This window comes from Staphylococcus sp. 11-B-312 (assembly GCF_016743055.1).
Classification (GTDB): domain Bacteria; phylum Bacillota; class Bacilli; order Staphylococcales; family Staphylococcaceae; genus Staphylococcus; species Staphylococcus ureilyticus.
Genome location: NZ_CP068241.1, coordinates 140,918 through 160,107, shown reverse-complemented (window position 1 = coordinate 160,107; position 19,190 = coordinate 140,918). Strand labels below are relative to the sequence as shown.

Genomic DNA, 19,190 nt, shown 5'->3' with positions numbered 1-19,190 from the left:
CTAATGTATTTTTACATTTTCCTCTTAACATAACCAATGATTATCAGAAGTTTTAATGTTATGAATCAAGATCACTCTTAAAATGAGTGGTTTTCTTTTGAGATATAAGACCGATTTATCGGCTAGACTCTAAAGTGGAAATTGAATAATTTTAATATCCCATAAAAGTTTCTTATATGCTTTAACACTAATTTATTTGGCACAATATCCTTCATTTTCATTGGATAAAAAACGCTGTACATAGAAAAACACCTCCGTACGATTCATTTATAATGAATTTAACGAAAGTGCCTTTATTTTAGTCCTACTGATTGGGTTTCAATTCAAAATTTTTCTATTGCTTAGTCTCTTATGGTAAATACATATCATGCTTTTTGTGAGAAACAACTACTTTTCACACTTATCGATTACTGCATAATCAATTTATTTTTTATAATCTTTCCACTTATACTTAAATAACCAAGCAGTCACGCACTATAAAACAAAGATTATGATATCACTTTTAATTCAAAAGACTGCCAAGGTTTTAATAAATTTAATAAGAAATGTTCTTCTTTTTTTACATGTCCGATAACATTTTTATAACCATGATTTTCCATATCTTGTAATGCGATTTGCAGCTCCCCTTTGTAGTGACCATATTGTTCATTACAAATCACAATATCACCTTTTTTAATTTGTTTTGTGTTATTTGGCGGGAATGGCTCATCCTTATAATGAACGCGACTCATCGTTGACCGTATAACATAATCTGAAATATCCCCCCGATTGAAATGAAATTCCTCTGTCACAATAGTTTCATCTAATCCAGTAATATCGTTATTTAAATAAACATCAAAACTAGGCATTGCTAAATTAATTTCTGAAAGTGATTGTAACTCAGATTCAGAAGCAAATGCATTACCAATAATAAAATCATCCACTAAATTCGTCATTAATAAATGCTTAACTTGTACTGCTATAGGCAATTTCCTATGACTTTCTAATGTCGGTAAGCCTTCCATAATTATCCAAGGCCCTACTGTTGCTTCTTGTGAAGTAACAAAAGCTGCAGTGTGAACATTATTTTTTTTATAAACTTCACTCGTATTTACAAAATGTTGATATGATAAACCAGTATAGGTTTGAGGATAAAAATTGTGACAACCTATAAGTTTGTCTAAATTAGGTTGATAACTTAACACATCTTCAATAAATGTATCACTCACACTGATGTTTAACTCTACATACATATGCTGTTTGTTATAACTCAGTTGTGCTATTTCTTGAGCTGAAAATCCCGCATCTACACGTATTCCTGATACACCTAGTGTTTTAAAAAAGGACAAATCATCACGCTTTAAATTCAATGCTTCAAAAACTTTATGGTTAATATCCGCAATCACTGTCATATCATTCTCTTTAGCAACTTTTACCACTGACTTAAATTTATTAAAAACCGCTTCTTCGTCACTTTTAACTGAAAGTAAATTTGTGAAGATGCGCTTAAATCCGAATTTTGCACTCATTTTAATATAGTCACACATTTCTCCTAAATCTGATTGGGTCGGATAAACTGATATTCCTAAATTATGCATATATATTTACTCCTTATTTGATTTATATATAATGCCACGCATTTGACGTTGCTCAATCAATACACGAGATTTTTCAAAAAAGAGGATACTCGTAAATATTAATAAAAGTAATATTATTCCCCATCCAAACAAATTAATATTTTCAAATATAACTACAGGGACAACGACGATAAATGGTATACCTATCAGTAATAACCATCTATTAAAATGAAATTTATTGACTATAAAATGGGCTATTTTATAAAAGCAAAATATGAGTAAAAATAATACTATTAAATAAATCAATCGCATCATATTAACACTTCTCTTCTAATTTTTGATATAACTCAATCATTTTTTCAATTAAATTTTTCTCACTAATCGCTGTCATTAAATGGTCTTGTGCATGTATCATCAATAAAGATGTTTGTACTTTGTCACCATTTATTTCAGACTGTATTAATTCTGTTTGTATATTATGTGCTTTACTCATTTCTTGCTTCGACTCTGCCATCAGTTCATTCGCTTGTTCAAAATTAAATGCGGTAGCCGCATCCAAAGCTTCATATGCTAAACTTTTTGCATTACCACCATGTGAAATAATTTCAAAAATAATTTGTTCGTTTTGTTCACTCATCAAATCTCCCCATCTCAATTAATCGTCGTTAAAATCATCATTTATAGCACCTTGTTCTTGTTCTATCATTTTACGTTCGTACATTTTAAAGAATGGATAATATATGATTACTGCAACTAAAAGATTAAATACGACTAACACCAGTGCTCTCCAGTCACCATTCGTTGCAAATAATGCCCCTAAAGGCCCCGGTAATGTCCATGGCGCAAGTATCGTGATTTTAGCTATCAAACCTAACTTAAATACAAAATAAGTAATCGTCGTTAAAATAAGTGGAATTCCTATAAACGGTAACGCAAGAATCGGATTCATAACTAATGGCGCACCAAATATAAGTGGTTCATTGATATTAAATATGCTCGGTATAATGGAAAAACGTCCTACTTTCTTCAAATATTCAGATTTTGAGAATATCATCAATATACACAAACTCAGTGTCGCTCCTGCACCGCCTATCCATACAAACCACTGGAAAAATGGTTCGACAATAATATGTGGTAATGGTTCCCCAGCAGCCTTAGCATCTATGTTTTGATCTAATAATGAAAACCAAATAGGTTGGAAGACTGCCCCCATTACTGCCACACCATGTATACCTGCTGACCATAAAAGTACAATGAAAAACACAGGAATCAAAGCACCTAATAAACTGTCACCGGCAAAATTACCTAAAGGTTCAAAGATTTTATTAATAATAGCATTTAAATCTATATTTAATATCACTCTTACAAACCAAGAAATAACGATAATGACGATTGCAGGTACCAAAGATTCAAACGAACGTGCAACAGATCCCGGAACTTGATCCGGCATTTTAATCGTAAACCCTGACTTCACTACGAGTCGCATCATCTCAACAGCAAATATCATTGAAATGATTGCTACAAACAAGCCGGAACCACCTAAATCTGCCATAGGCAACACATAACCCACAGCATCGCTTTTAGGTAATTTATCATCTAAGTTGAGCGGTAACGTCATCATTAAAAATGTTGCTAGTGAAAGTAATCCACCTGCTTGGCCATCCATTTTATATGATTTTGCTAAACTATAGCCCATTGAAAATGCAGCGTAAACTGCCATCAGTCCCAACGTCATTCTATTAGCGATCATTATCTTCTCAGCATGCGGTTCTACTAATTTTTCTAAAGCTGGTATGGGAGGAGACGCAAATAAAGTAAAGAACGATCCAACTATGATAAGTGGTAGTGTTGCGATAATACCATCACGAATAGAAGTTAAATGTCGTTGCTCAGAAGCTTTGGCCATGGGTGGCATTAATACCTTTTCAATCCATTTCAAAAATTTCTGCATAACATACACCCTCTGTTTACTTATTTAATTTAGTACTTATACATACGTTTTTATTTGCTTTAAAATTTTAGGTGCGCCAATCGGTGTATAGCCCATTGGATCTATGACATCTACAGGTTTATTAACTGCTTCACCGACTTTTTTAAATTTATCTAATCGATGTCTCACTTGAGGTGCTACTAAACCTAAGTCGTAATCAGCAATTTCATTTTCAAATGCTTCGGTACCAACTGCTACGATTTCCAAATCAAAATTTTCTTTTGCCGCCTCTTTCTTCACAGCATCAACAATCATAGAACTAGACATGCCACCTGAACAAACCATTATTACTTTCATAAAACAACACCCTTTCAATATTTTCTTTTTTTAACTTTAACTGCTTGCCGTGTACGCTCTAATAATTTCGTATGTCGTTCATAATCTCTACTGGCTAATGATACAAATAAAATATCTATGACATTGAGCATAGCTATACGTGAACTCATTGCTGCACTTCTCACTGGCTTTTCTGAAGAGCTATAAAACAAGTTAATATGTGCTAAGTCTGCTACATCATTATTGCTATATTTAGTTATGGAAATAATTTGAGCCCCCGCTTTATGTGCTAATGCTAATGACTGCAAAATATCTTCTGTTTGGCCAGTATTCGAAATAGCAATAATAACATCATTTTTTGTCACATTGGCACTCAATGTCGCTTGCTCATCATAGCTCTTGCCAACCTCACACCACTTATCAATGCGTGTGAGCTTTTGCTTTAAATCTTCTGCAATAATTGCTGAAGCACCAATACCAAACACACAAATTTTCCTAGCCTGATGTATCATTAAAGCCGCTTTTTCTAACGCTACTGGTGATAAAATTTGAGCTGTATTCCTTATCGCTTTAGCATTACTTTGAGAAATACTGTTAATCACGCTTTCATTGGAATCAGTAATATTGAGTTCTTCATAATCATCTTCAATTTCATTATGTCTATTTAACGCCATAGCAATTTCCATCTTTAAATCTTGAAAGCCCTTACATTTTATTTTTTTAGATAACCTAACAATCGTCGCTTCACTGACATTTGTTAGGTCTGCTAAATGTTGTATTGAACTGTTGATCGTTCTATGCGGATAATCGATGATATACTGTGCCACTCTATATTCCGAGGGATTCAATGTCGCTAATGATGATTCCAATAATATTAAAATATTACGAATGACTATCACCCCTTTTTAAATATTGTTTCACCTTAGATACAATTTACAAAACATTATTTCGTGTGTCAAATTATTTTTTATTTGTAAAATGATACTTTTGAAAATATTGCTTTTCACAAGCTGAATTTAGATCTATGTATGTTTAAAGGTTTACCTCCATTTTGATTTAGAGATAAACCTTTGATATTACGCAACTGATATTAAGTTAAATATATGATATGAATAATTTATGATTCACTGAGTTGTGCTTCCATATCTATAAAGAAGTTTGCCATCTTTTCTGCGCCATCGTTTGAAAACATTAGCTCTAAATTATCTTGAGACGCTTGAGCATGAACTTCTGAAACTTCAAACATTTTCTTTTCATAAGCCTTCAATATATCAATAACATTTTCTTTATTTTTGAATGATTGTGCTAACAAATATGCATCATATAATGCCATATTGACACCTTCTCCTGCAAACGGACTCATTAAGTGTGCAGCGTCACCAATAAGTGTGATATTAGGCTGTGTTATCCATTTCAAACCAATTGGCAACTGATAGATACGACGAAATTTAATATCATCATAACTATATGCAATATATTTTTTTAATTCTGTACCCCAATCACTAAATTCAACTAATAGTCTTTCTTTTAATTTTTCTAGTGATAACGCACGATATTCATCTAGCATTTCATATGTTGTCTTAAGACTTACATAGGCCATAATACGACCATCGCCATTAAGTTGTCCTAGTATCGCTTGATCTCCTCCTAGTCCCATAACCTTTCCATTTTTATTAAATGCCAAAAGGTCTGGATGTTCTTTTTCATTCGAGTTCATTTCTATCATAGATATACCAGTGTACGTTGGTTTAGCATCTGTTAAATACGGGCGAATTTTAGAAAAGGCTCCATCTGCACCTATTACTAATCCTGTCATCACTGTCATCCCATTTTCAAAAACGAGTTCAATTTCCCTATTATCATGTTGTATTAACTTTTCGTATTTATAACCATATTTAATATTTGTAGGGTTAATTTGTGCAATGATGATATCGCATAACTTACCTCTATCAATTTCGGGTCTACTACCTTCACTTCCTGCGTCTTCGTCGAACAAAATCGTGCCATCTTTACGCACAATTCGTGTATCCTCTCCTTCAAAGCGCGCATGCATCAGAAAATCTTCAAAAATATTAGCTTCTTTCAATGGTAACTGACCACTGTCTTCATGAATATCTAATGAACCACCTCGGTCAGCATGCATATTAGGGTAACCACGTTCATAGATTGTAAATGGTAAGCCTTGTTGTTGTAGAAGTAATCCTAACATTAAGCCTCCTGGTCCCCCACCAATAATCGCAATATGATTTAAATTTTCTTTTTTCATTTTTACACCTTTTTCATTATTTTTATTTTTCTTCAATAAAATTCATTAGCTTTGTTTCAGTTTCTTTGATTAATTGTTGAAACTGCTCATATTTCTCTTCATTTTTCATTGCACTTTGTCCTGCTAACATAAATGATTGGAAAAGTGCTTGTAACTCATCACGTGATTTTTTCATCTTGTCAATATCCATATTTTTGAATTGTTCCATACGTTTTGTAAATTCATCATTATCAATATTGTCCTCTAAAAATGCCTTACCTTCTTTTGTTACTGTATAGATTTTTTTCTTTCCTTCTTTTGATACAGAAACAAATCCACGATCTTCTAACATTTGAAGAATAGGATAAACACTGCCTGGACTTGGCGAATAAAATCCTTTAAATTGTGCCTCAAGATCTTTAATAATTTGATAACCGTGTTTGGGTTCGGTTAACAATAATCGTAAAATGCTATATTGCAAATTTCCTTTTTTAAAAAAGCGGTCCCTGCCGCGTGCGGCTGCAAACATCTTTTCAAACCCTTGTCCAAATCCACCTTCTCCGTGTTGCATCATGATATGTCTTCTATTGTGAAATGATCTATTAAACATTTATTATCATCCTTCCATTTCGATATATCGAAATATTAAACGATATATCGTTACTCGTCAAGCGATATATCGAAAAATAATAACCGTTGCTAGTTAGATATATTCATAATCCTAAATTTGCTAAAATCAATACTTCATTTTAAAATTGGTTTGAATGTAATATTGAAATTTCAAAATTACAATAAGTGCTAAATATTTTAATGGAGTGATCTTATGAATCATAATATTGAATCATTAAAAAATATCATCGATACTTCTAATAGCATTACATTTTTTACAGGAGCAGGTATATCTGTCGCAAGTGGTATTCCTGACTTTCGTTCTATTGGCGGTTTATATGAAGAAATTTCAAAAAATGGTTACTCACCTGAGTATTTACTAAGTGAAACCTATTTCCAAAATGACCCTGAGGGCTTTATTAATTTTTGTCATGATTATTTACTGTTTGCTGATAAAAAACCAAATATCGTTCATCAGTGGATTGCACAACTTGAAAAGCATCAACAATCCCTTGGTGTCATTACTCAAAACATTGACGGTCTACATTCAGATGCTGGGAGTTCACACACAGATGAACTACATGGTACACTAAACCGATTTTATTGTATTAACTGCAACCAAAAATATTCTAAACAATACGTGATTCACCACAACTTACGTTATTGTGAAACTTGTGGCAGTCCCATCAGACCAGATATCGTACTTTATGGAGAAATGCTAAACCAAGACACGATCTTTGACGCCTTGCATAAAATCAAATCTGCTGACACGCTCGTTGTTTTAGGTTCTTCACTGGTCGTTCAGCCTGCCGCCGGTCTTATTTCAAACTTTGAGGGTCAAAACTTAGTTATTATTAACAGAGACCCTACACCTTATGATAGTGATGCAAATTTAGTAATTCACGATGATATGGTCTCAGTCATTAATGAACTGTTTGCGATATCGTAAAATTCCAAATAAATTAGTGTGCTCGCATAGTTTAAAAAATAAAAAGCGTACCTACATGCACAATTAACATGTAGATACGCTTCTTTATTTATAATTACATTATTATTCAACTTCGGGTTCTTCAAATTTTGCCAGCGTTGGTTTTGGTGTAGAAATACCTTCTTCATTAAAGTAATGTAAAACTTCTTTACGCAACAATCTTTGACCCGGAAAATGCATGCCTGGCTTCACATGAGCTAATAATTTAATAATCATTTGATTGCCATCGATGCTGTCTAATCCTAATAAATCAGGTGCTGCGACAAACATATCATATTTATCTTTTAATGTTGGTAAAAAGTCTAATAATTTTTTCTCAATCATTTCATAATCCTCTGATGGCGAAACGGGTATCATCACAAGTGGTGATACATCTGTTGCAGAATAATTGACGATTTCACTTATTGTTCCATTGGGTAAAGTATATATTTCACCTGTATCTGATTGTATACGTGTGGATCTTAAACCAATCGTTTTAACTGTACCTTCCGCAATCGTTACACCAGAAGCATTAATTTGCACATAATCACTCACATCAAATTGTCCTTCAAATATAATAAAGAAACCAGTGATAATATCTTTGACAATTGTTTGTGCACCGAAGCCGACCGCTAGACCGACTACACCGGCACCGGCTAAAATCGCCGATACACTTATCCCAAAGCGTGATAATATTGAGGTGAGCACGATAAACCATACAACATAGCTAACTAAATTTTGAACTAGTGTAGATAATGTCTCACTTCGCTTAATTTTATAATGTGTTTTTTTCTTTGCATTCGCTTTGAAGAATTTCGTCACTAATTTCTTCGCAATGGCAATCACTATAATACCCATCAAAATATATGCCGCGATAATTAATATATTGACTAAGAGTGATTGATAAAATTCTACCTGTGTAAGTGGTTCAATCAACTTCATAAAAAATTGCTTCAATTGATTCATATTGTATTTCCTCCATTCTCAGCTCGTTATACGGTTGTGTTACAATACATCAAATAGTAGTGATTTATTAAGAAATTGCTTTTCCCATTACAAAAGTTATCATACTTTAATAGTTATCTAAACCCTTTAAGGTTTTGGACAACTTGCTTTAACATAAAGTGACACTTTTATTTCAATATGAAGTCTAAAAGCAGGATAGATATTCACTATCCTGCTTTATTTTGTGTGAATATAAATTATAAAAAATCTTTAATGATTGATTACTTTATCTGTCATTCTTACTAAAAAATAACATTATAACAGTCTTTAATATTTAGATGTTTAACAACTTTTGTATTTTTTTAATAAACTTTGTAAAATTATATTGCTTTATAATAGATTGTACTGTATAAATAGTAAAGAATGATGTAATTTTATAAATTGGGATGGGAATGATTTTATGAAAAATGGTAGTTTTCAACGATTTTCTTTAAGAAAGTTTAAAATTGGTACTGGATCCATATTACTGGGTACATTTTTAATGGTAGGTATGCACAATGAAGCAAATGCTAGCGAACTAGATTCAACACAAACAGCTCATCAAACATTCGTCGAGGATAACAATAAGATAACCACTAAACCTAATGAATCAACTAATCAAAATGATAATAAAACAGAAATAACAGAATCAGAGTCCTCAGCAAGTACGAATGATATGACTGAATCTACAAATACGACAGAAGAAGTCACAACACTAAACACTAATGAAAATACATCCGATGTAAATCAACCCGAAGTAACAAACAATACGCCAACTTCTTATGCTGAAAATCAATATCCTACCCAAGAAACGACTTCAAAGACAGTTGAAACTACGTCAGATATAAATAAAGATGCTGATAAAGATGGCAATTTAACATATTTCCAAGAACAAAACGGCTATATACCACAACGTACTCAAACTGTTCAAAATGGTGTCAAAACAGGTGAAAATTGTACTGCGGACGAAGTAACTACGTCATATACAAATAATGTTGATTTAAATGCAAAAAGTATCATGGATACAAATTTAGATGACTATTCGAATAATGGATACCAAGAAAAAGTTAAAAATCCAAATAATCATCCAAATGCGGTAGATACAGAAAATTATGGTCCTGGTAATTTAGAAATTCAACATTGGCAAGATGGTCCAAATGAAGCTACTAAAACACAGTATTGGAGAGCCGTTTTCGCTACTGATTATGCAATAGACAACGCCGAGATGAGAGTTACACTACCATATGAAAATGTAACCACAACAGACGTATCAAACTGGGTAGTAAATCGATATTACCCTGCAGTTTCAACTAACGGTATGAGTAAGTATCAACATATACTAACTCCGGTAAGCGTAACATTTAATGGTAATGTAGCAATTGTCAATTTTGGTAACATCGAAGCCAATAGTGCTTATGGCATAATGTTTACTAAACAATTTGATACACCGCAAAATTTGAGTAATGGATTACTTTCTACAAGTGCAAATGTAGGTGGAACGTGGAACGAAGATGACCTCCAAAGACAGTTAGAATTAAAAAAAGAAAACATGCGAACGCAAGGTTTTACCGAAGATGAAATTAATAATGCGCAATTAGATTATCTAAAAAGTAACCTAAGTCCGAAGCAAATTGAGTATATAAACGAAGTCTGCGAAATCCCAGATAACCCTAACAACCCGGACAATCCTAGTAACCCGGATAACCCTAGCAACCCGGATAACCCTAGCAACCCGGATAATCCTAACAACCCGAATAACCCTAGCAACCCGGATAACCCTAGCAACCCGGATAATCCTAGTAACCCGGATAACCCTAGCAACCCGGATAACCCTAGCAACCCGGATAACCCTAGCAACCCGGATAATCCTAGTAACCCGGATAATCCTAGTAACCCGGATAATCCTAGCAACCCAGATAATCCTAGCAACCCGGATAATCCTAACAACCCGGATAATCCTAGCAACCCGGATAATCCTAGCAACCCGGATAATCCTAGCAACCCGGATAACCCTAGTAACCCAGATAATCCTAGTAACCCAGATAATCCTAGCAACCCGGATAATCCTAGCAACCCGGATAATCCGGAAAATACTCACAACCCAGACAACTCAGATAATCCGGACAATACTCACAACCCAGACAACTCAGATAATCCGGACAATACTCACAACCCAGACAACTCAGATAATCCGGACAATCCTAGCAATCTGGATAACCTAAATAATTCGGATAACCCAGGTAACCTAGATTATTTAAATAATACAGATAGATCTGAATTAATGAATAACTCAAACATTTCCAATAATACAAAAGGCTTAGCCACTTTCAACAACAGTGATTTAATAGGTAATCCGGAAAAATTCCATAATTCGAACTACAATTCTATTTCAAATATGGTTTATAACTCAAATAATCACGTAACATCTAAATTTATGTATCCCACTTTAGAAACAGATGTGACTAAAAAAAGTACCGATTATTCTGATAAAAATCAACTACCAAATACTGGACAATTACAAGATAAAGCAAATCCATTATTAGGCGCAGTCGCAGCAATTTTTGGTGTTATATTCATCCTATTCAGACGTAAAAGCATACGAAAAGAACGCTAACTTTAATCCATAAAACAAAACCTAATCTAACATGCTAACCTTCAGAAAATTATAAGTGAAAAATTTCTATTATAGTAAAAACGAATTAAAAAGCAACGTACAATGTCTTATTGCACGTTGCTTTTTATAAATAGTAATTCAATTAACAAAAAAGTTATACTTTAAAAATGTTTGACTAAAAGTATTTATAATAATAGCGTCCATAAAATAAATAGTATGGAATGATTAATAATAACATCAATATGCCCAATGCAATATATAAACCTGCATAATTTAAAAATGGCACGATTAATCCTAAGAAATCAAAACCACCCGTATATCGGGTGGTTTGTTCTTCGGCTATAAGCCTTTGTTACTGACCAGCCCTGATAAGGGCTCTGAGAAGATCAGCCATATGTACTACTTTCCCAGCAACCCTTAAAAGGGTTGTTTTATTTTTTCTTCTTAGTTTCTTCGCCAGTAAAAGGATCTATATATTCAACAAGTGTTAATTGCTCCGCAACGATATCCTCTTGTAATTGATTACGAATATAATTTTCTATAACTTTTTTATTTCTTCCAACTGTATCAACGTAAAAAACTTTACACCAAAATTTTCTGTTACCATATCTATATTTTAAATGTGCATGTCTATCAAAAATCAACAAACTACTCTTTCCTTTTAAATATCCTACAAATTGCGAAACGCTTAATTTGGGTGGAATACTAACTAACATATGAATGTGATCTTTACATGCTTCAGCTTCAATAATTTCTACGCCTTTTCTTTCACACAGCTGTCGCAATATTATTCCAATATCTTTCTTTATTTTTCCATATATAATTTGTCTTCTATATTTAGGAGCAAAGACAATGTGATACTTACAATTCCATTTTGTATGTGCTAAACTATTTGTGTCTGATGATATAAGTTGCATCTCCTCGTGTTGTTTATTTTGGTTGGCTGACCAAATATTATTTTAGCACGTAGAGATGCAATTTTTAATACAACGGTATAACCATACTGCACCATACGCATAGCGTATGGTTTTTTTATCCAAAACAAAAAAGGCTACTAAAACCAGTACTTCCGGTTATTTAGTAGCCTTTTAAATATATTCATGATTTAAATATTATTTTATAACTTCAACAAAATCTTTATTTGCTGTTAAGTAATTTCCTTCTTGTGTAACTAATCGTGGTGTTGATTTATTCGTATAAGCAATATTAGCGATACTAATCGTGTCTCCAACTTTAAGTGTTTCCAATGGCTCACTTTTGAATATTCTAGAATGATATAACTTACAAACTTTTTTAATTTTAATCTCATTAGGAACATCTGTAATATATTTATGATGGTTGTCCATGTGAATCTGTGCCACAAAATCTTTATTTGCTGTGATCACACTATCATCTTCAAGAATTAATCTAGGTGTACCATTTGATGTGAACTGAACATCTTTAGGCACTACTTTCATACCTGGTTTTAAACTCATGAGCTTCGTTTCAAATTCAATATCACGATATACATTTGTTTTTTTAAGCGTCATCAATGGTTCTGATGCCGTTAGGAAATATTTTCCTTTGTATTTTTCCCTCAACTTATTGACGAACTCTAACTTGAAGCTTTGTCGTTTCATTTTATAAATGTCATTATTACTCGGGTAAGAAGCGTAAACTAAGGCGATATCATTCGTTTCACCAAATTCCACACCGAGGTTAACATCTATCTCTTTCGATTGCTTAAATTGTTCCTGGGGTATATAAATGCTTTTATCTTTATACACATAATCAACATGATACACGTTCATTGCGTTATTAATTTCAATTAATTTCACACCATTGATTTGAACGTTTTCTGGTTTCAATACTTTAATCACTTCATATAATTCACCATTTAGCATTTGTGTACCTTCATACACTGGATAACAACGCACTGGTGTTGGTTCTAAAATAGCACAATTACTGTCAACTTCCATGTAAATTGCATCTTTTTTCATATAATAACGCCAATAACCATAAACAAGTGCTTCTGTAAAATTTAAAAAAGCTTCCTTATCTTCTTGATGATAAAGTGTATACATAGCTATAAATTTTTTGTTACTAATAAATTCCTTCATATCATAACCATATTCATTTAGCATCTGTTCTACATCATCAAAAATAGCATAGAACGTTTGCTTATTATCAGACTTTAAAAACGTCTTTGTATGCAACAACCTTCTAAAGAAGTCTACTTCCACCATTCTTGATAACATCATTTTTTTCAGAGACTCGGATATATCCATCTTACAAATACGTTTGGTTATATCCACATTCAAATAAGCTTTATCTACCACTGAGGTCTCTTTCACAAGTGATTGATTTTCATCGTATCTGTTCACATGATAAACAGGTATCGTAGACATCGTAATGTTTTGAATCTTAGAAATAAGATCGATGAAAAATAATTTATCTTCACCAAATTTCATATGTTCAAATTGAATCTGATTATTAATTACAATATCACGTTTAAATACTTTACCCGGTGGCCCTACTGCTCTAAAAATCTTTTCAATATCTTGTGGCACCAAATTTGATGCATCTTTATAGGATGTGAATTTAGCATGATACGTAATACTTTTATTCGTATGTTTGTAGCTTTGTCCTAAGCCTAACTCTGCATCATCACTATTAACTTTTTCCATAAATCTTGGAAACCCTTCAGTATCTAACCAATCATCGGCATCCAATAAGGCAATATATTTCCCTTTTGCAGCTTTAATACCTATATTTCTTGGTTCTGACGGACTACCTGTATTCGTTGATAACTGAATTAATCGGATAAAATCATACTGGTTAGCATAACTATCAATCATTGCTACAGAGTTATCTGTAGAACAATCATCAACAAAGATTGCCTCTAATTTTGATTGTTCCATATTTAAATTGATTAAAGATTCAATACATTTTTTTAAGAATGGTTCTTTATTATAGACAGATATAATAACCGAGACTAATTTATCCATTCAATTCTCCCCTTTTTAATCTACTAGGTTATTTTTATAACTTTGATAAAACGTATCATACTTAACGTTCCCAATGCCTCCTACTATATATTTGCCTAGTTTAAACTGGTTAAACACATAAGCAATGCATATTGAGAACGTAATCGTTAATGTAAATGTAAATACGATATTGAATATAGGATGTTCATGTAATGTCCCTAACCTATGTACAATAAAGTAATGAATTAAGTATATTGAAAAAGAATAATTACTGATTAAGATGAAAAATTTTGGTACATATTTAACATAAGACGATATTAGAAAGAATATTAAGATTATCATAGTAACATAGATTGGTGTATCAATACGCTTAGAGTCCACTAGCGTTAACCAGCCCGACAAGTAATTGATCAGCGTTATGGCCGTCACTATAACAGTTCCTAACACAATGTATTTCGTATACTTTTGTATGTTGGCCATCAACGTTTCATAATAATAACCCATATAAAAACCTAGTAAGAAATAACTAAGCCAACCTATGAATATCATCCAACCCTCTCGTTGCCATAACCAATTTAAATACCCAACCTCTGGTGCATCAACAAAAGTTCTCATAGCCCAAAATAGCATCGTGATAACTAATGAATATACGATTAATTTTAATGGATTAAGTTTTACTAAGTGCTTCGCAAATAATATATGTAAAGCATAAAATTGAAAAATAATAACAATAAAATATGTCAGCGTGCCTCCATGAAACATCATAAATTGTACAGAATCTAAATATTCCATTAAATTATTAGGCTGCCCGTAGACATACGCTAAACCTAAGTTAATGATGATATATGGAATCCCTAATGTCAGCAACTTCTGTTTTACAAATCCTTCTTTAACCTGTGTCTTATATTGTTTCGCTAATAAAAACTCAGAAATAAAAACAAACATTGGTGTCGCGTATAATAACAGTAATTGAAAAACCCTTAATAAATAGCCATCATTCGGCATTTCAAATTTATAAAATGTTGTAGTAATTGTATGAATCATCACAATACTTAGACAAGCAATTGCTCTCATCCAAAAAATAATAGATGTATATACCTTCATCATTGTGCTCCTCTTTAGATTAATCTATGTATGTTCAAATTTTCGCAAATGTGAATTTATCATTTTGCATGAAATAACGTGAATTATATTACAATGTTTTTTTGAATTCAAACATTTCTTTGTTTTTGAAATCTATACTTAGAGATTTATTTATTAACGCTACATGCTATGTCCTTATACAATTTTATAAATATATGCGCAATTACAATTTTTGTTTTTCTACAGAAAATCGGAATATTTAGACTTCCCTTAGACTACCCGAATATAAATCTCACTAAAATATATAAAAAACCCCAACACGTATATACATACGCATTGAGGTCATTAGCTTATTAAAATTAAAAACTTGAAACGTGCTACTTTAGCAATAAATTCAATATATTATCCTTGATTTTCTGGATAGACTTGCTTGATTGCACCATTAAGTGCTTCAGCAAAATCATACATCGTGGTAGTCCAATTTTCTATTTTTTTACGTGATGCTGTGCTAGTGTCTTCATCTTTGAAAAACGCTTTTCTTAAAGCGGTCGTTAGTTCTAATTGAACACCTGTGCTTTCCTCTACTTTATTAATAAAATTAGCATTACTCAGCCCACCAAGGTATTCTGGCGGTATCTTCACTACAAATCCTTTAAGTTCAAGTTGACTTTGAATGGCGTCTCTAAGCGGTGATTGATAACCACCTAAGTATACGAGTTGTTCTTCACCTTGAGCACCATGTATTGAAATGGTAGCTGTTCGATCTTGAATCATCTCATGCAAAGTTGCATCATCATAATTTGTAGATGTTACATGTAATTGTGTGTTGTTGGATGGACGTATCGCTTCAAATGAAAAATAATCAAAATCACCATTATTCGCCACTAGTTTTGTTAATTCTGAAGTCCCTTGTTCAATGTTCCCACCATGTGGTGCCACTATCAACACTGATTTCCCGACATTTCGTGTATCTTTCTTCCAGTCGATACCTTCTGTCGTATCTTTGTATAATTCTGTCATAGACTTATAATAATCTTGTTTACGCGTTGCACTAGCTGTCTTTGTTTCCGTTTCTGGAGTTGCTTTTATTGTTTCTTGTGACTGTAATGTCTTATCTTGAATGTTCGTATTTTCGAGTTTAGGAGTTACTGTGTTTTGAGATTCTTCATTTGTCTTGACTGGTGCGTTTGCTATTGTACTGGGTTGTACTGGCGCAGATGGTGTAGGTACTGTCGATGGTGTGTTTGATTTTGTAGTCTGCGGCGTTGTTTTACTTGAAGCCTGAGTCTTTGTCGGTGTGCCCTGTGTCTTTACTGGAGTTGTTTGTGTTTTTGTCGATGATATTGTCGTGCTTTTTATCGGTGTACTAGGTTTCTTTGCTGTTGTCTTCGGTACTTTTGTTGTTGTGCTTGGTTTCTTCGCCGTTGTCGCCGGTACTTTTGTTGTTGTACTTGCTTTCTTCGCTGTTGTCGTCGGTACTTTTGTTGTTATGCTTGGTTTCTTCGCTGTTGTCGTCGGTACTTTTGTTGTTGTACTTGCTTTCTTCGCTGTTGTCGTCGGTACTTTGGACGTAACAGGTGCTTTAATCGTCGTTGTTGAAATAGCTTTACTAACAGGTTTTTTTACAGGTACTGACTGCTTCGTCACTGGTGCTTTTTGCGCTATAGGTTTTACTGTTGCTCGTGGTTTTTTAGTCGTTACATTTGTAGCAGCTTTTGTTGTCGTTGCTTTTACCACTGCAGGCTTTACTGTTTTCACCGTTGTAGTTGGTTTAGTTGTCAAAGTCGTAGTTTTAGTTTTTTTTGTTACTGTTTGTGATTTTACTGTTGAAGTACTCGCATGTGCATTTTCACTTACTAAAGCAATCGTGCTAATCCCAATAGCAGTCGTTACAAGCCCTAGCACTAACTTCTTGCTAGAAAAAGTACGTATATTCGTATTCATTTTCATTCTTTTCCCCTTAATGTTTTCTATAATTTTAATAATACACAATGTTTTTTTAAATGCAATAATTAAATTGTTGTTTAACTTAAGATTAATAGCTTATGACATTAGTAAAAAAATACTGCAATAAAGAAAAAAGTTAGTTATCACAAGTATATTTTGCCAAACAAATGTCTATTTCATTATATTATTCCTATTCTCAAAAATATATTGCCATACACAAAAGAAAAAGTATATAATATTAAAGAAATAATCTTATTTACTTTTTACACAAAAAACAGAGGGGACAGATTAAGTGAATAAACCGTCGTGGGCAATAAAATATATTTCTGCAATCATCGCCATATCTATGATAATTTGTTTGGTGATAATATTTCATGTTGATACAATGGAGGCTGCTGAAAACACTACTGATATCAACTATCCAACTAACCATAAAGTAACTAAAAAATATCCGATAACAACAAAAGCAACAAAAAAGATCAATACTACAAATGACGGGAAAAATACTAAAATAGTTAGTAATAGCAATTTAAAATCACAACAAAATGGAGTTCAATTTCCCAAGCAAAACACTAAATTGAAATACAATAATAAAGACATAGAATTTAAAAATCCAGTTATAAAAGGGGCTCTAAAAGATACTCCGAAAGTAATTTTGGGTAAAAATGTGCAACCACCATCAAAAACTATAAAAGTACAATCGCACTCACCAATAACCCAAAAGAAAAAACTAGCAAAACAACCAATAATTCAAAATAAAAATAAAGCTATTATGCCCACTAACAAAAATCAAAAAACAAATGCATCTATTAAACAAAAACAAAGTGGGTCATCAAAAACCAAAGTTCGAGTAGCTCAACATACTTCTTCTAAGCGTACATCAAAATCTATAAAACCACAGTTACTATCAAGTTCAACTAAAACAACAAAAAATCAAACGAATACGACTAAAATAAATAAAAATATAAAACCACAAACCTTATCTTCAACAACAAAAAAACAACAAACAAAACCATTAGCTAAGCAAGCAAAAGCATCTAAAAGTGTAAAGGTTATTCCAAAAACAAGTAAGCAAACTTCAAAAAACAGCAACTACTATAATCAAGCACCTAAAACTTGGTCATCAAAGATACCAGGCAGCGATAATGTGCGGGATTTTGGTCAAACGACTGAAGCATCCGGCATCAATGATGCATTAAAAATCATGAAAAAATCCGGCAATAAAGGAGTTACTTTAGAACATACGACTGCAAAATCAGCCAATATTGCAACCGTATTTAATTGGAATCCTATTAAAAAAGCCCTGACATATGGCACTGGAACTGCAATTGGTAAACATACAATATTAACAGCTAATCACGTCGTCAATAATCCAGAAGCACATAAACCAATGTCACCATCTTCATTACAAAATCTTAGAGTGAACCTGCTACAAGAAGGTTCAACCTACACACGTTCTCTCAATGTGATTGGTGTAAAAATGATGCAATTTGGTGATGTCGCATTATTATATACAAAAGAAGATATTTCAAAGTATATGAAAATACGTAAAATTGCTCCAGAAAAATCGATTACTAATATCAAGGCTAATACGCCTATTCATATGTACCATTATGGATTACCAACTGGTAAATTCAAGAATGATCCTATGGGTACGATGTATCATTCTAAGGGAAAATATTCCCTTATGGCTCGCAACATCAATCCAATGGGCTATTATCAAATGATGGCTGAACCTGGTTCTTCAGGAGGTGCCATTTTAAATAGTAAAAATGAAGTTTTAGGTATACACGCTTTTAGAATTGATTCAGGTGATTATAAAAAATACCACTTAAATACGATGGCAGAATTAAGAACTAAATTACGCAAAGAAGTTATTCAAAATATTATCTAAGCTATTTAATAAGCATCTTCGATTGTTATCGAGGATGTTTTTATTGTTGCAATAATTCG

At 32.7% G+C, this 19,190-nt stretch carries 16 protein-coding genes; 3 read left to right on the top strand and 13 right to left on the bottom strand.

Annotated elements, in window-relative coordinates; translation table 11 throughout:
- Positions 1 to 488: 488 nt before the first annotated feature.
- From JG554_RS00730 to JG554_RS00695, 8 genes are all read right to left on the bottom strand, one after another.
- Positions 489 to 1,577 (bottom strand): DUF871 domain-containing protein, encoded by a 1,089-nt coding sequence (locus JG554_RS00730; RefSeq protein WP_070038767.1) that lies wholly within the window; start codon positions 1,575 to 1,577, stop codon positions 489 to 491.
- A 6-nt stretch (positions 1,578 to 1,583) separates the two neighbouring features.
- Positions 1,584 to 1,871, bottom strand: coding sequence for a hypothetical protein (locus JG554_RS00725; RefSeq protein ID WP_080937846.1), 288 nt, complete (start codon positions 1,869 to 1,871; stop codon positions 1,584 to 1,586).
- Between the two features lies 1 nt (position 1,872).
- On the bottom strand, positions 1,873 to 2,193 hold the full coding sequence (locus JG554_RS00720) for a PTS lactose/cellobiose transporter subunit IIA (RefSeq protein ID WP_046206888.1): 321 nt from the start codon (positions 2,191 to 2,193) through the stop codon (positions 1,873 to 1,875).
- Between the two features lie 18 nt (positions 2,194 to 2,211).
- Complete coding sequence (locus tag JG554_RS00715; RefSeq protein WP_070038765.1) at positions 2,212 to 3,507, bottom strand: PTS sugar transporter subunit IIC; 1,296 nt, start codon at positions 3,505 to 3,507, stop codon at positions 2,212 to 2,214.
- Positions 3,508 to 3,543: 36 nt separating this feature from the next.
- A complete protein-coding gene (locus JG554_RS00710) occupies positions 3,544 to 3,843 on the bottom strand; it encodes a PTS sugar transporter subunit IIB (RefSeq protein ID WP_046206886.1) in 300 nt (99 codons plus the stop codon).
- Positions 3,844 to 3,857: 14 nt separating this feature from the next.
- Positions 3,858 to 4,721, bottom strand: coding sequence for a MurR/RpiR family transcriptional regulator (locus JG554_RS00705; RefSeq protein ID WP_046206885.1), 864 nt, complete (start codon positions 4,719 to 4,721; stop codon positions 3,858 to 3,860).
- Between the two features lie 218 nt (positions 4,722 to 4,939).
- Entirely contained in the window at positions 4,940 to 6,088 is a 1,149-nt protein-coding gene (locus JG554_RS00700; RefSeq protein WP_070038763.1) for an FAD-dependent oxidoreductase, read from the bottom strand.
- 22 nt (positions 6,089 to 6,110) lie between these two features.
- Positions 6,111 to 6,677 carry a PadR family transcriptional regulator gene (locus JG554_RS00695; protein ID WP_052722081.1) on the bottom strand — a complete coding sequence of 189 codons (567 nt, stop codon included), beginning with the start codon at positions 6,675 to 6,677 and terminating at the stop codon, positions 6,111 to 6,113.
- Positions 6,678 to 6,890: 213 nt separating this feature from the next.
- Here JG554_RS00695 and JG554_RS00690 point away from each other — a divergent pair, with 213 nt between their 5' ends.
- Positions 6,891 to 7,625 (top strand): NAD-dependent protein deacylase, encoded by a 735-nt coding sequence (locus tag JG554_RS00690; protein WP_070038761.1) that lies wholly within the window; start codon positions 6,891 to 6,893, stop codon positions 7,623 to 7,625.
- A 102-nt stretch (positions 7,626 to 7,727) separates the two neighbouring features.
- Here the strand turns inward: JG554_RS00690 and JG554_RS00685 are convergent, their stop codons facing one another.
- Positions 7,728 to 8,609, bottom strand: coding sequence for a mechanosensitive ion channel family protein (locus JG554_RS00685; protein ID WP_046206882.1), 882 nt, complete (start codon positions 8,607 to 8,609; stop codon positions 7,728 to 7,730).
- A gap of 439 nt (positions 8,610 to 9,048) precedes the next feature.
- On the opposite strand from JG554_RS00685, the gene JG554_RS13270 reads away from it, so the two are divergent.
- Positions 9,049 to 11,241 (top strand): LPXTG cell wall anchor domain-containing protein, encoded by a 2,193-nt coding sequence (locus tag JG554_RS13270; protein ID WP_203265338.1) that lies wholly within the window; start codon positions 9,049 to 9,051, stop codon positions 11,239 to 11,241.
- A gap of 431 nt (positions 11,242 to 11,672) precedes the next feature.
- Here the strand turns inward: JG554_RS13270 and tnpA are convergent, their stop codons facing one another.
- The 4 genes from tnpA to JG554_RS00660 form a co-directional block, all read right to left on the bottom strand.
- Positions 11,673 to 12,158: an IS200/IS605 family transposase gene (gene tnpA / locus JG554_RS00675; protein WP_182478095.1), complete on the bottom strand. Its 486-nt coding sequence runs from the start codon at positions 12,156 to 12,158 to the stop codon at positions 11,673 to 11,675.
- A gap of 195 nt (positions 12,159 to 12,353) precedes the next feature.
- A complete protein-coding gene (locus tag JG554_RS00670; protein WP_070038757.1) occupies positions 12,354 to 14,228 on the bottom strand; it encodes a glycosyltransferase family 2 protein in 1,875 nt (624 codons plus the stop codon).
- A 15-nt stretch (positions 14,229 to 14,243) separates the two neighbouring features.
- The gene (locus JG554_RS00665; protein WP_107360242.1) at positions 14,244 to 15,311 is read right to left on the bottom strand and encodes an acyltransferase family protein; all 1,068 of its coding nucleotides are present in this window, start codon (positions 15,309 to 15,311) and stop codon (positions 14,244 to 14,246) included.
- A 381-nt stretch (positions 15,312 to 15,692) separates the two neighbouring features.
- Positions 15,693 to 17,234 (bottom strand): poly-gamma-glutamate hydrolase family protein, encoded by a 1,542-nt coding sequence (locus JG554_RS00660; RefSeq protein WP_238394779.1) that lies wholly within the window; start codon positions 17,232 to 17,234, stop codon positions 15,693 to 15,695.
- Positions 17,235 to 17,529: 295 nt separating this feature from the next.
- Between JG554_RS00660 and JG554_RS00655 the strand changes: the two genes are divergently transcribed.
- Positions 17,530 to 19,131 (top strand): trypsin-like peptidase domain-containing protein, encoded by a 1,602-nt coding sequence (locus JG554_RS00655; protein ID WP_203265337.1) that lies wholly within the window; start codon positions 17,530 to 17,532, stop codon positions 19,129 to 19,131.
- The last annotated feature ends 59 nt before the right edge of the window (positions 19,132 to 19,190 follow it).